General features: G+C 64.9%; 15 protein-coding genes. 4 read left to right on the top strand and 11 right to left on the bottom strand.

The features are described from left to right. Positions 1–69 precede the first annotated feature (69 nt). On the top strand, positions 70–1,311 hold the full coding sequence (locus G6N74_RS07395) for an MFS transporter (RefSeq protein ID WP_165115916.1): 1,242 nt from the start codon (positions 70–72) through the stop codon (positions 1,309–1,311). Positions 1,312–1,372: 61 nt separating this feature from the next. After that, on the top strand, positions 1,373–2,125 hold the full coding sequence (locus G6N74_RS07390; protein WP_165115914.1) for an SH3 domain-containing protein: 753 nt from the start codon (positions 1,373–1,375) through the stop codon (positions 2,123–2,125). Between the two features lie 63 nt (positions 2,126–2,188). On the opposite strand, the gene G6N74_RS07385 is transcribed toward G6N74_RS07390, so the two are convergent. The 5 genes from G6N74_RS07385 to cobA all read right to left on the bottom strand — a co-directional run bounded on the left by G6N74_RS07385 (position 2,189) and on the right by cobA (position 6,490). Beyond that, complete coding sequence (locus G6N74_RS07385; protein WP_165115912.1) at positions 2,189–2,503, bottom strand: hypothetical protein; 315 nt, start codon at positions 2,501–2,503, stop codon at positions 2,189–2,191. Between the two features lie 93 nt (positions 2,504–2,596). Continuing rightward, positions 2,597–3,607, bottom strand: coding sequence for a nicotinate-nucleotide--dimethylbenzimidazole phosphoribosyltransferase (cobT, locus tag G6N74_RS07380; protein ID WP_165115910.1), 1,011 nt, complete (start codon positions 3,605–3,607; stop codon positions 2,597–2,599). A 19-nt stretch (positions 3,608–3,626) separates the two neighbouring features. Next, positions 3,627–4,391: an adenosylcobinamide-GDP ribazoletransferase gene (locus G6N74_RS07375; protein ID WP_165115908.1), complete on the bottom strand. Its 765-nt coding sequence runs from the start codon at positions 4,389–4,391 to the stop codon at positions 3,627–3,629. Between the two features lie 3 nt (positions 4,392–4,394). Then, the gene (locus G6N74_RS07370; RefSeq protein ID WP_165115906.1) at positions 4,395–5,708 is read right to left on the bottom strand and encodes a cobyrinic acid a,c-diamide synthase CobB; all 1,314 of its coding nucleotides are present in this window, start codon (positions 5,706–5,708) and stop codon (positions 4,395–4,397) included. Beyond that, on the bottom strand, positions 5,705–6,490 hold the full coding sequence (cobA, locus tag G6N74_RS07365; protein WP_165115904.1) for a uroporphyrinogen-III C-methyltransferase: 786 nt from the start codon (positions 6,488–6,490) through the stop codon (positions 5,705–5,707). Before cobA ends, G6N74_RS07370 begins: the two co-directional genes overlap by 4 nt. A 65-nt stretch (positions 6,491–6,555) precedes the next feature. Between cobA and G6N74_RS07360 the strand changes: the two genes are divergently transcribed. Beyond that, positions 6,556–7,671, top strand: coding sequence for a cobalt-precorrin-5B (C(1))-methyltransferase (locus G6N74_RS07360; RefSeq protein ID WP_165115902.1), 1,116 nt, complete (start codon positions 6,556–6,558; stop codon positions 7,669–7,671). Here the strand turns inward: G6N74_RS07360 and cobM are convergent. From cobM to cbiE, 3 genes are read right to left on the bottom strand one after another with little or no spacing between them, the layout of a single operon-like run. Next, complete coding sequence (gene cobM / locus G6N74_RS07355; protein ID WP_165115900.1) at positions 7,638–8,402, bottom strand: precorrin-4 C(11)-methyltransferase; 765 nt, start codon at positions 8,400–8,402, stop codon at positions 7,638–7,640. The two genes, G6N74_RS07360 and cobM, sit on opposite strands and share 34 nt — an antisense overlap. After that, positions 8,399–8,797: a cobalamin biosynthesis protein gene (locus tag G6N74_RS07350; RefSeq protein ID WP_246245675.1), complete on the bottom strand. Its 399-nt coding sequence runs from the start codon at positions 8,795–8,797 to the stop codon at positions 8,399–8,401. The genes cobM and G6N74_RS07350 overlap by 4 nt, the downstream gene beginning before the upstream one ends. After that, positions 8,782–10,020, bottom strand: a complete 1,239-nt coding sequence (cbiE, locus tag G6N74_RS07345; RefSeq protein ID WP_165115898.1) for a precorrin-6y C5,15-methyltransferase (decarboxylating) subunit CbiE — start codon at positions 10,018–10,020, stop codon at positions 8,782–8,784. Before cbiE ends, G6N74_RS07350 begins: the two co-directional genes overlap by 16 nt. A 1-nt stretch (position 10,021) precedes the next feature. Here cbiE and G6N74_RS07340 point away from each other — a divergent pair, with 1 nt between their 5' ends. After that, positions 10,022–10,789, top strand: a complete 768-nt coding sequence (locus G6N74_RS07340; RefSeq protein WP_165115896.1) for a cobalt-precorrin-6A reductase — start codon at positions 10,022–10,024, stop codon at positions 10,787–10,789. Here the strand turns inward: G6N74_RS07340 and G6N74_RS07335 are convergent. Genes G6N74_RS07335 through G6N74_RS07325 form a run of 3 tightly spaced genes read right to left on the bottom strand, consistent with a single transcriptional unit; the run spans position 10,753 to position 12,880 of the window. Then, positions 10,753–11,517 carry a precorrin-3B C(17)-methyltransferase gene (locus G6N74_RS07335; protein WP_165115894.1) on the bottom strand — a complete coding sequence of 255 codons (765 nt, stop codon included), beginning with the start codon at positions 11,515–11,517 and terminating at the stop codon, positions 10,753–10,755. The genes G6N74_RS07340 and G6N74_RS07335 overlap by 37 nt on opposite strands. Further along, positions 11,514–12,251: a precorrin-2 C(20)-methyltransferase gene (locus G6N74_RS07330; RefSeq protein ID WP_165115892.1), complete on the bottom strand. Its 738-nt coding sequence runs from the start codon at positions 12,249–12,251 to the stop codon at positions 11,514–11,516. The genes G6N74_RS07335 and G6N74_RS07330 overlap by 4 nt, the downstream gene beginning before the upstream one ends. Further along, the gene (locus G6N74_RS07325) at positions 12,248–12,880 is read right to left on the bottom strand and encodes a precorrin-8X methylmutase (RefSeq protein ID WP_165115890.1); all 633 of its coding nucleotides are present in this window, start codon (positions 12,878–12,880) and stop codon (positions 12,248–12,250) included. The genes G6N74_RS07330 and G6N74_RS07325 overlap by 4 nt, the downstream gene beginning before the upstream one ends.

Here is a 12,880-nt window from a genome sequence, read left to right as displayed (position 1 = left end):
CCGGCGAATAAGCGAAAAGGGTTCAGGCAAGCCGGTCGTTCGCGGTGTGCCGTCAGGATGCGCCCATCAATGAACCCGACCGTTATCCACGACTCGCGCCACGCTCCCTATCTCGACAGTACGTATTCCTGGACCCGGCTTGCGGTTTCGGTGTTTGTCGCGACGATCGGCGGCGTGGGCTTGTGGTCGGTGGTGGTCGTGCTGCCGGACGTGCAGAGCGAATTCGGCATCGACCGCGCCGATGCCTCGCTGCCTTACACGATGACGATGCTCGGTTTTGCCGTCGGCAATGTTGTGATCGGCCGCTTCATCGACCGGATGGGCTTTATGTTCCCGGCGCTCGTTGCGGCAGCGATGCTTGGCGCTGGTTTCATTCTTGCTGCCTTGACCACGTCGGTTTTTCAATTCGCCGTCATTCAGGCGCTTCTGATCGGGGTCGGCGCTTCTACGACCTTCGGCCCCTTGATCGCCGATATTTCGCACTGGTTCGATCGCCGCCGTGGCGTGGCGGTCGCGGCGGCCGCCTGCGGCAACTATCTGGCTGGTGCCTTGTGGCCGTTGGGCATGCAGGATTTCATTCCGTTCTATGGCTGGCGCGCGACCTATATCGGCATCGGCGTCATCTGCCTTGTGACGATGATACCGCTGCTGCTGTTTTTGAAGCGCAAGGTGCCTGTCGAAGCACACGGCTTTTCGAGCGCCGGTTCGATGCGGCCGGTGCAGGCGATCGGCGTATCGCCGGCCGTCTTGCAAGGCCTGCTGATCGTTGCCGGCCTCGGGTGCTGCGTGGCGATGTCCATGCCGCAGGTTCACATCGTCGCCTATTGCATGGATCTCGGCTACGGCGTGGCGCGAGGAACCGAAATGCTCGCGCTGATGCTGGCAGGCGGGATCGTCAGCCGCATCGGGTCCGGTTTTCTGGCCGACAGGATAGGCGGCATCAGGACGGTTATCATAGGGTCCGTCCTGCAGTGCGTCTCGCTGTTTTTCTACATTCCGTTTGATGGACTGGCTTCGCTCTACGTCGTGTCGCTGATCTTCGGCCTTTCGCAAGGCGGTATCGTGCCGTGCTATGCGATCATCGTGCGCGAATACATGCCGGCGGCGGAAGCCGGCCAGCGCGTCGGCGTCGTCATCATGGCGACGATCGTCGGCATGGCGATCGGCGGCTGGATGTCGGGCTGGATCTACGATCTGACCGGGTCCTATGCGGCTGCGTTCCTCAACGGTATTGCCTGGAACCTGCTCAACCTCGTTGTCATGGCGCTCTTGCTGTGGCGATCACGCATTGCGCAGCCAGCTAGAGCCTGATCGGCTGCCGATCTGCTTTTCGTCAACCGCCTCTTAAAACCTTTCGCGCCATGATGCAGCCATGGTTGGTTTCGCGCTTCCAAAACTGAGATGGCTGGTGATCGGTGCCGCAGGCGCCGGCATGTGGGCGATGACGCAAGAGCCGCCGTCCAAATTCCATGCCCAGCAACGGCCGTCCAAGCCTGTGGAACGCAAGGCTGAATTGCCTGACACGCCGAAGAAAGCTGACCTGCCCGATACGCCGACGAAGATCACGCCGCCGGTGCCGCGTCCTTCGCAGGTGATCACCAGTTCCATCGCGCGGCCGGATCGTCCCGTGCCGGACAAGGCGGTCCGCTCAGATGATTCGCTCTACACGACCTCGCGCGTGAATATGCGGGCGACGGCAAACCTTTCGGCCTCTGTCGTGGCGACGCTGGGGCCGGGTGAGGCGGTCAAGGTGATCATTCGCGACGGAAAATGGCAGCTCGTCTCGGTGCGAGGGCGCAAGGGCTGGATTCATGGCGACTATTTGCGCCCTGCCGGCTCGGATGCGCCGCGACCAAGCCTGTCGGTACCAGGCAAGGCTACCAATGTCAGCGCGAAGCCCGATACCCCTCGCGCCATCCGTCCTCAGGGCTACGTCGCTCCCAGATCCGAATCGACAAACCTGTTTTCCAAGGCCAAAGCCCTGTTCGGCGGACGCACACCGATACGCGCGCCGCAGGAAGGCGATTGCCAGTGTCCCTATGATCTGATGATCAACGGCAAACAGTGCGGCGACCACAGTGCCTATAGCCGCCGCAGCCGCCGGAATGTTCAGTGTTATCTCTGATCTAAGCAATTCCAGCAAAAGTGCGTAGCGGTTTTGCGTTCGGAATTGCGTAAAAACAACGCGCTAGCGTCCGCGCGCCATAAGGCCGATCAGCAGACCGACGACAGCCACGCCGACGACCGTTGCGGCCACCGGATTGTCGCGCGCGGCCTGTTTCACGACGCGGGACTGTTTCGATATATGCGGGATAGCATCGCTGACGCGGGCCATGAGATCTTCGTAGATATCCGATGCACCGTCGCGCGCGTCTTCATAGGTGGCGGCACCGCGTTTCGACAGCGACTTCTTGAGCGATGACACTTCGCGGCGCAGCTTCACGATCTGATCCTCCAGATCGTCTTCTACGTCGTCGCGAAATTTTGAAAATACAGAAGCCATGTCGAAAAATCCTCAATTCGTCTGATGGGACCAAAACGGCTGCTGCCAGCTTTGGTTCCACCTCAAAGAGAGAGGCTTTCTGGCCGGCGGCTGCTATTTCTCCGAGACGCCAGCCTCGGCGAAGCTCGCCATGCCGGTGTGGCATTCCAGCGCCGAGCGGACGAGGTTGACGGCAAGACACGCGCCCGAACCTTCGCCCAGGCGCATGCCGAGATCGAGCAGGGGATCAAGATTCAAAGCTTGGAGCAGCGCGCGATGCCCGGCTTCGGCAGAGACATGGGCCGCGAGCGTATGGGCGACCCCGGCCGAATCAAGTTTCGCGAGAGGAGCCACGGCGGCAGTGCAGACAAAACCGTCGAGCAGCACCGGAATGCCAAGCTGGCGCGCGGCAAGTGTTGCACCGAGGATCGCGGCGAGTTCGCGCCCGCCAAGCGCAGCAGCGATCTTCAGTGGATCGGCGATCGCATCTGCATGCAGGGCAAGGCCCTTGTCGATGGCGACGATCTTGCGCTTCAGGCCGGCATCGTCGACGCCGGTGCCACGCCCGGTCCATTTTTCAGCACCACCACCGAACAGGGCAGCTGCAATGGCGGCTGCCGGCGTGGTGTTGCCGATGCCCATCTCGCCGAAGCAGATGAGATCGGTATCCTTGGTGACGGCGTCAAAACCGGTCGACACGGCGGTCAGGAATTCGGCCTCGCTCATCGCGACGCTTTGGGTGAAATCGTCGGTCTGGCGGTAAATTTCGAGCGGGATGACATCGAGTTCAGCGCCGGCGACGCGGGCGAGCTGGTTGATCGCAGCGCCACCGCCGGCAAAATTCGCCACCATCTGCACGGTCACTTCCGACGGGAAGGCCGAGACGCCCTGCGCGGTGACGCCATGCGAGCCGGCAAAGACGATGACCTTGACGTGGTCGAGCTTCGGCGTGTCGCGGCCTTGCCAGCGCGCCAGCCAGGCGACGATGGTTTCGAGCCGGCCGAGGCTGCCTTGCGGCTTGGTCAGCGTGTCCTGCCGCCGTGCCACGGCCTGTGCTGACGCCTCGCTGCCGGCCGGCAGGTTCTGGCAGGCGGCACGCAGTTCATCAAACGACTTGAAGGCCATGAGGAAAGCTCCTGAAAAATCAGATGAATATGGCGCTGGCTGCCAGCAGCACGATGATTTCAGCACCCTGCTGGAGCGCGCCGATGGTGTCGCCGGTCTGCCCGCCGATCTGGGCAAGGCAGAGCTTTCGGAACGCGAAAAACCAGAGGCCGAGAATGACAGCGGTTGCCAGCGCGCCGGGCAGGCCGAGCAGAAGCAGCGCGACAGCGCCGAGAACCGCACCGACTACCGCCGTTTCTGATGAAGGCGAGCCGGCATTGGCGGCCAACCCTTCAACACGCGCCGAGGGCAGCAGATGCATGAAGGCGGGAATCAGCCCGCGCGATACGGCATGCGCTGCGATCAGTGCGCAAAAGACCTGCGAGACGCTGGTGAGATCGGCAAGTGCGGCCCAGCGCAGCAGGATCGAGAGCCCTAGCGCTGCCGCGCCATAGGTGCCGATGCGGCTGTCGCGCATGATTTCGAGCTTTTTCTCGCGCGTCGCGCCGCCGCCAAAACCGTCGGCGGTGTCGCCAAGACCATCCTCGTGCAGGCAGAAGGTCGTCAGCATCGTTGCGGCTAGCGCCAGTGCTGCGGCTGGTCCCGTCGAGAGGCCGAGCCACGTCGTGATGGCGAAGACGATGCCGCCGATCAGGGCAACGACCACGCCGACGACAGGTGCCGCCCAAAGGGCAGCCGAAAGGCTGCGGCCGGAAAAATCCATGTGCGGCAGCGGCAGGCGCGTCAGGAAGACGAGCGACAGCGCAATGTCGCTGAAAATCCTGTTGCGCGGCGTGCTGTTCATGCCTCAGCCCCGCGCAATCGCGTGAAAGAAGGTGCCGGTGACATGGCCGCGCCGACCGCCGAAAGCGCCGAGCGGGTTGCCTTGACCGTCGGCGAGGTCAGCGAGCTTTTCGTCGCTTCCCGGCGTGACCGTCTGCGCGTAGTGGAATTCATGACCACGCACGGTCGAGCCGGCCTGTCCGAGCGGGCAGTCGGATAGCAAAGTCGCCTGGCGATAGCCGAGATTCATCTTGCGCCTGGCGAAGCTGGTCGAATGGCCGAGCAGGCCGAGCATGCGGTGGGTTACGCCTTCGGCATCCTCCAGCGCTTCGCCCAGAGTCATGAAGCCGCCGCACTCGCCATGGATCGGCTTTGCCTCGGCAAATCTTGCCATGCCGGCGCGAAAATTTTCGGCAGCGGCGAGCTTGCCGGCGTGGAGTTCGGGGTAACCGCCCGGCAGCCAGCAGACATCGCAATCCCCGGAAGGGGCTTCGTCTGCCTGCGGCGAGAACGGAACGATTTCCGCGCCGGCCTCGCGCCAATGCGCCGCGACATGCGGATAGACGAAGGTGAAGGCGGCATCCTGCGCCAGCGCGATGCGCTGGCCGGGCGGGGGCAGGGCATCGGAGAAATCAGCGCCTTTCGGCTCAAGCGGCGTCATCAGCGCGATGATGGCGTCGAGGTCGAGCGAGTGTTCGGCCATGTCGGCGAGGCGATCGAGATGGGCGATCAGGTCGGCATGTTCGCTGGCCTGGACGAGGCCAAGATGACGTTCGGGCAGGGAAAGCGTCGGGTCGCGCAGGATCGCGCCGACGACCGGCAGGCCGAGTGCCTCGACCGCATCGCCGGCCAATCGGCGGTGACGCTCGCTGCCGAGCCGGTTGAGCACGACGCCGGCGATGCGCACGGATGGATCGTAGGTTGCAAAGCCCTTGGCGATGGCCGCTGCCGTTTGCGACTGGCCGGAAACGTCGAGCACCAGCAGCACCGGCAGGCCGTAGAGCCTTGCCAGATCGGCAGCCGAGCCCGAGCGGCCGGGTGCGGCGGGAATGCCGTCGAACAGGCCCATGGCGCTTTCGATGAACAGCAGGTCCGCTTGCGAGGCGGCATTTGCCGCCAGTGCGTTGAGCAGTGGCGGCGACATGGCCCAACTGTCGAGATTGACGCCGGGCCGGCCGGTGGCAGCGTGATGAAAGCCCGGGTCTATATAGTCCGGGCCGGATTTCGCGCCGCCGACGCTTATGCCTCGCCGCGCGAGCGCGCGCAGAATGCCGATGGTGACGCTGGTCTTGCCCGAGCCTGAGCGCGGGGCGCCGATGATCAGGCCGCGCGCCGTCACCGGCCACCCATCAGTTCGTTGCGCATCGCGACGATGCCGCCGATGACGATCAGCGCCGGCGAGACGATATTTTCGCGCGCTGCTGTCTCCACCAGCATGCCCAGCGGTACGGTGACGGTGCGCTCCTCGGGCATGGAGGCGTTCTCGACCAACGCAGCCGGTGTGTCGCCGGGCAGCCCTGCCGCCAAAAGCTCCGCCACCGTGGCCGCCATATGGGTCAGGCCCATATAGATGACGATCGGCTGGCCGGTGCGGGCGAGTGCTGCCCAATCAGGCCGGTCGTCAGTGGCTGCGGCAAAGCCGGTGGCGAGGATGATCGCGCCGTTGACGCCGCGCACAGTCGCCGGGATGCCCGCCGAGGTCAGGCCGCCGAAGGCCGAGGTGACGCCGGAAAGCGCACGCCAGGGAATGTTTTCGCGCGCCAGCACCAGCGCTTCCTCCGCGCCGCGGGCGAAGACGAAGGGGTGCCCGCCCTTCAGCCGCACGACTTTGCGGCCTTCCCGCGCCAACCGGACCAGCAGTGCGTTGATTTCGTCTTGCGGGATCGAGAGCCTGCCGCCGCGCTTGCCGACGAAGAATTTTTCCGCTTGCTCGGCAACGGCGACGATTTCCGGCGACACCAGCGCGTCATGCACCAGCGCGTCGGCCTGGGTCAGTGCGGAGAGCACGTCGAGGGTGAGCAGGGCAGGATCGCCGGGCCCGGCGCCGGCCAGCCAGACATGGCCGGGCTGTAGCGGCTGCTTGCCGGCGAGAAGGCGGGAAAAGAGATGGTCGATGCTCACAGAAGGTGCTTTCCCGGATGACGCGCAAAGACAGCCTGCGTATATAGGCCGGCATGAGCGAAGGCATGAAAGAAGCCGAAATGCCACTGCGCCGTGGCTGGACCACGGGCGCCTGCGCCACCGCTGCCACCAAGGCAGCGTGTTCGGCGTTGCTGACGGGCAGTTTTCCCGACCCTGTGGAGATCACGCTGCCCGGTGGCAATGTCGTCGGTTTCGCGCTGGCCAACCATGAAATCGGCGACGGCCGGGCGACGGTCGGCATCGTCAAGGATGCCGGCGACGACCCCGACGTGACGCATGGCGCGCTGGTGAAAAGCACCGTGCGCGCCGGCGTGCCAGGGTCCGGCGTGACCTTTCGCGCTGGATCGGGCGTCGGCACGGTGACAAGACCGGGCCTGCCGATCCCGCCGGGCGAGCCGGCGATCAATCCCGTGCCACGCAAGATGATTGCCGAGGCCGTGCATCAGGTCGCAGGCGACAAGGCGGATTTCGAGGTCGAGATTTCCGTGGTCGGCGGTGAAGAGATGGCGCAGCGCACGTTGAATCCGCGCCTCGGCATCCTTGGCGGCATTTCCATCCTGGGAACGACCGGCATCGTCATTCCCTATTCCTGCTCGGCCTGGATTCATTCCATCCATCGCGGCGTCGATGTGGCGCGTGCCATGGGCTTTACCCATGTTGCCGGCTCGACGGGCAATGCTTCCGAAATGGCGGTCCAGAAATTCCATGGCCTGCATGAAGTGCAGTTGATCGACATGGGCGATTTCGTCGGCGGCATGCTGAAATATATCCGCGCGCATCCGGTGCCACGCGTGACGATTGCCGGCGGGGTCGCCAAGATGACCAAGCTGGCGCAAGGCATGCTCGACGTGCATTCGAACCGAGGTGCGGCCGATCTCGATGGGTTGGCAACGGTGGCTATTGAAGCAGGGGCGGGCGAGGAGCTGGCGGCGCGCATTCGTGGCGCCAATACGGTCGCCGAGGCGTTCGCGCTTGCTGTAGCTGAGGGCGTGGTGATTGGCGACGCGATTGCCGCCAGTGCGTGGCGCACCGCCGCTCCGGTTTTGAAGAGCGCGGATATCGAGCTCGAAATCCTGGTTTTCAACCGCGACGGCGAATTGAGGGGGCATGCGCCCTTCGCGCCCACTCATAGCGAATCCCGCCCCCTGAAGCGGCGCTGATAATAGGCATCGTAAAGCGAGCTTTCGCGGAACTCCTCTTCCGCCAGCGAGGGGCCGACGAAGATGATCGCCGTGCGCTCGATCGGATCTGCGGCGAGTTGGCCGGCGATGGTTGCAAGCGTTCCGCGCACGATGCGCTCATCCGGCCACGAGGCGTGGAAGACGATGGCGACCGGGCAATCTTCGCCGTAGAGCGGCGTCAGTTCTTCCACCACGCGGTCGATGGCGTGGATGGCGAGGTGGATGGCGAGCGTGGTGCCTGTTGCGCCGAAGGCCGCGAGTTTTTCTTTCTCGGGCATCGGCGAGGCGCGACCGGAAATACGGGTCAGTACCAGCGATTGCGCGACTTCCGGGATCGTCAATTCACGGCCCAGCGCTGCCGCTGCGGCGGCGAAGGATGGCACGCCCGGCGTCAGCGTGTAGGGAATGCCGAGCTTTTCGAGCCGGCGTATCTGCTCGGCGACAGCGCTCCAGACGGACAGATCGCCGGAATGCAGCCGCGCGACATCCTGCCCGGCCTGGTGGGCCGCGGCGTATTCGGCCTCGATCTCATCCAGCGACATCGGGGCGGTGTTTACGAGCTTCGTGTCTGGCCCGCAGTAAGCCAGCATTTCCTTCGGTACGATCGAGCCGGCATAGAGGCAGACCGGGCAGCGCGCCAGCAGGTCGCGGCCGCGAACGGTGATGAGATCGGCGGCACCGGGGCCGGCGCCGATGAAATGAACCGTCATGACGCATCTCCGCTTTGCGCCAGCGCACAGGTCACTGAGGCGAGAACATGCCTCGGCCCGAGCAACCGTGCATTCTCGCCCGCAGCTGCAAGGGCTGCCGCTTCCGAGACGGAGGGCGCGCCGGTCAAAGTCAGCGACAGTTCGGAATGGCTGGAAGTGCTTTTCCCGGCCTCTGCGAGTTCCGCGTCGCCAACGATCAAGACTTCGAGCCCCAGTTTGCGCCCGGCGGAAAAGATGGCCTCTTCATGCTGCTTCAACTGCGCAGTCGCGATGGCATCAAGCTGCGATGCTTCGATCTTGTGTTCAGCCAGGGTTGCGCTGATGGCGTCCAGCACCTGCTGTTCGCTGACGCCCTTGCGGCTGCCTATGCCCGCGACGATCATGGCTTCACCCATGACCATTGCGTGACGGGCATTGCCGGCCGCCAGCCTTGCATCGAACCCACGGGCACGGTGCGGGAGACGGCGAGGCGGATCAGTTCGCCGCCGAGCCGCGCATGCAGCGCCAGCAGCAGCACTTCCATTTCCAGCGTCACCGCATTGGCGACGAGCCTGCCAGCAGAGGGCAGGGCGTCGATCGCCGCATCCATGACGCCGGGCTCAGTGCCGCCGCCGCCGACGAAAATCGCGTCCGGCGTTTCAAGGCCGGCGAGTGCCGCAGGCGCCTTGCCTTCGACGACAATGAGACCGGGTACGCCGCAGGCGACGGCATTGCGGCCGATACGCGCTGCGCGCTCGGGTGATGCCTCGACGGCGATGGCGCGCATCGACGGGTCGGCCAGCATCCATTCGATGGAGATCGAACCGGAGCCACCGCCGATATCCCACAGAAGCTCGCCACGTTTGGGCGCGAGGCTCGACAGTGTAACGGCGCGGATTTCGCGCTTGGTGATCTGGCCGTCATGCTCGAACAATTCGTCCGCCATGCCGGGCGTCAGCGGTTGGACGCGCGCTTCAGAAGTCGATTCCACTTCGATGGCCAGAACATTGAGCGGATTGATGTTTTTGGCGGCGAAGGTCACGGCCCGCATCGCGGTCAGGCGTTCGGACGGGCCGCCCAGCGCTTCCAGTATCGTCATGCGCGACGGGCCAAAACCCAGTTCGGAAAGCAGGCGCGCGATTGCGGCCGGGCTATCGCCATCCGAGGTCAGCGCAAGGATGCGCGCCTTGGGGTGCAGCAGCGGGCGGATCAGGTCGATCGGCTTGCCATGCAGGGAGATCGTCTGCGTTTCGGGCAGCGGCCAGCCGAGGCGTGCGGCGGCGAGGCTGAAGGCAGAAGGGGCAGGTAGCACGTTCATCTCGTCCGCCGATACGTGGCGGGCGAGGGTGGAGCCGACGCCATGACAAAAGGGATCGCCGGAGGCGAGCACGCAGACGCGGCGGCCGGACAGCGCCAGCACCGCTTTCATGCCGGCATCGAACGGGGTTGGCCATGGCAGCGCGTTGCCCGCGATCAGCCCTTCCACCAGCGCGAGATGGCGCTTGCCGCCGAAAACCGCCTCGGCTTGCGCGATGTGGCGCTTGGCCTCGTCGCCAAGACCTTCTACACCATCCTCGCCGATGCCGACGATGGTGAGCCAGCGTTGTGCGGCGGCCGGTTTCTTTCGCTCAGCAGGCATGATGACCCACCGCATTCTGATACTCGGCGGCACCACGGAAGCAAGGCAGCTTGCCGGCAAACTGGCGGATCGCGCCGACCTGTCGGTTGTTTTGTCGCTGGCCGGCCGCACGGTCGATCCTGTCGCGCAGCCTGTGCCGGTGCGCAGCGGTGGCCTTGGCGGTGCGCAAGGGCTGGCGAATTATCTGTGCGACGAGCAAGTCGGCCTGCTGATTGACGCCACTCACCCTTATGCGGCCAACATTTCGCGCAATGCGGCTGAAGCCGCGACGCTGGCCGGCGTTCCGATCCTGACGCTGCGTCGCCCGGCCTGGGAGGCTGTCGAGGGCGATCATTGGACGCTGGTCGAGAACGGCAGGGAAGCCGTGGCCGCGTTGGGCGAACGTCCGCGTCGGGTGTTCCTCGCGCTCGGACGGCAGGAAATTGCCGACTTTGCGCGCGCGCCGCAGCACGCTTACGTGATCCGCAGCGTCGATCCCATCGAGCCGCCGCTCGCCGTGCCGGATGCGACTTACATTCTTGCGCGCGGGCCCTTTGCCGAGACGGATGAGCGTGAGCTTCTGGCCGGCCACCGCATCGACGCCATTGTTGCCAAAAACAGCGGCGGCAGCGCCACCTATGGCAAGATCGCTGCCGCGCGCGAACTCGGTATCGAAGTCATCCTGTTCCGCAGGACGGACCTGCCGGATGTGCCATCCGCTGCCAGCGTCGGCGAGCTGCTTGCCATGATCGATCATTGGGCTGCCTCCGCCGAAAAGCGCGGCGTATAGACCAGCGGGCGTTGGCCGTCGCGCTCGATGATGCGGGTTTCGGGCGAGCCGATCATCACGCAGGTGGCCATGTCGGCCTGTTCGGCGCGAGCCGCCGCCAGCGGCGTGATCTCGATGCGCTCGTCGGGCCTGCCGGCGGCGCGGCCGAAGATCACAGGCGTCGTGCCGGGCAGGATGGCGCGCAGTGTTTCGAAGGCTTTGCCGAGCTGCCAGGGGCGGGATTTGCTGATCGGATTGTAAAGCGCGATGACGAAGCCGGCGCTCGCTGCTGCTTCCAGTCGCTTTACGATGAGATTCCATGGCTTGAGATTGTCCGATAGCGAGATGGCGCAGAAATCATGGCCGAGCGGCGCGCCGATGCGGGCGGCGACCGCAAGCATGGCCGTGACGCCGGGTATGACCGTCAATTCGATGTCGCGCCATTCGGCAGGCCCGGCTTCGATCGCCTCGCAGACGGCTGCTGCCATCGCGAAGACGCCAGGATCGCCGCCCGAAACCACGGCGACACTCGCGCCCTCGGCCGCCTTCTCAAGAGCTGCATTGGCACGCGAAATCTCCTCGCGATTGTCGGAAGCGATGCGGGTTTGGTCGGGCCTGAGGTTCAGTCGGTCGACATAGGGGCCGTAGCCGAAGAAGAACTCGGCTTCCGTCGCCGCTGCACTTGCTTCGGGTGTGATCTGACCGGGATTGCCGGGGCCGAGGCCGATGACGAAAAGCCGCCCGCTCATGGCCGCCCCGCCCAGCCGGGAACCAGCACGATGGCAAAATAGGGGGCGATGTCGTCAGCCTTTTCGCTGAGCTTTACGGAAGCCGTGTTGGCCATGGTGCCGCGCTCGACATACATGGCGCGCTCCAGCTTGCCGCTGGCTTCCAGCGCGCGGCGGATTTTGGGCAGGTTGCGCCCGACCTTCATGATGACGGCAGCGTCGGTATCGGCCAGCCGGCGTGTCAGCTCGAATTCGCTCATCGTGCCCGGAAGAACGCTCAGCACGTCGTCGCCCTGCACGATGGGCAGCCCGGTCTGCGACCAGCAGCCCGACATGGCGGTGACGCCGGGGATGACCTCGGTCGGATAGCGATGCGACAGGCGGATATGCAGGTGCATGTAGGAGCCGTAGAACAGCGGGTCGCCCTCGCTCAGCACGGCGACGGTGCGGCCGGCTTCGAGATGCTCCGCCACCGCGCGCGCCGACTCCTCGTAGAAACCGGTAATCGCCGATTTGTAGTCGGCATGTTCCTTGTCGATCTCGGTCGTTACCGGATAGAGCAGCGGCAGTTCGATGATTTCGGGCTTCAGATGCTCGGAAATGATGGCGCGGGCGTTACCGTTGTTGCCGCGCTTGGCGAAATGGGCAAGCACGTCGGCCTCGCCGAGCGCACGCACGGCTTTCAGCGTCAGCAGCTCGGGGTCGCCGGGACCGGTGCCGACGCCGATGAGGCGGCCTTTGGGTTGCACGGTCACAGGCCGGGCCTCGCCAATGCGTTGAGGGCGGCTGCCGTCATGGCGCTGCCGCCGAGGCGGCCGCGCACGATGGCATAGGGCACGCCATAGGAGTTTTCGGCCAGCGCATCCTTGGATTCGGCAGCGCCGACAAAACCCACCGGCATGCCGATGATCGCCGCCGGCTTCGGTGCGCCGTCGCGCAGCAGTTCCAGCAGGTAGAAAAGGGCGGTCGGTGCATTGCCGATGGCGACGACCGAGCCGGCCATGCGCTCGCCCCACAGCTTTATCGCGGCTGCCGAGCGCGTGTTGCCGAGCTCTTTTGCCAGCGCGGGCGTATGATCGTCACGCAATGTGCAGATCACCTCGTTGTTTGCGGGCAGGCGGGCGCGGGTGACGCCGCGTACCACCATCTCGGCGTCGCAGAAGATCGGTGCGCCGGCTTTCAAGGCTGTGCTTGCCGCTTCGACGAAACCTTCGCCGAACTCGAATTTTTCCGCCGCTTCGACCAACCCGCAGGCGTGGATCATGCGCACGGCGACATCGGCCTCGGCTTCCGAAAAGCGCGACAGATCGGCCTCAGCGCGGATGATGGCGAAGGAGCGCTCATAGATCGCGTTGCCGTCGTGGATGTAGTCGTAAGCCGTCAT

This window comes from Mesorhizobium zhangyense, from assembly GCF_011045115.1.
GTDB classification, from domain to species: Bacteria; Pseudomonadota; Alphaproteobacteria; order Rhizobiales; family Rhizobiaceae; genus Mesorhizobium_M; species Mesorhizobium_M zhangyense.
The sequence above is the reverse complement of the archived record's forward strand: the minus strand, read 5'-3'. Positions and strand labels throughout refer to the sequence as shown.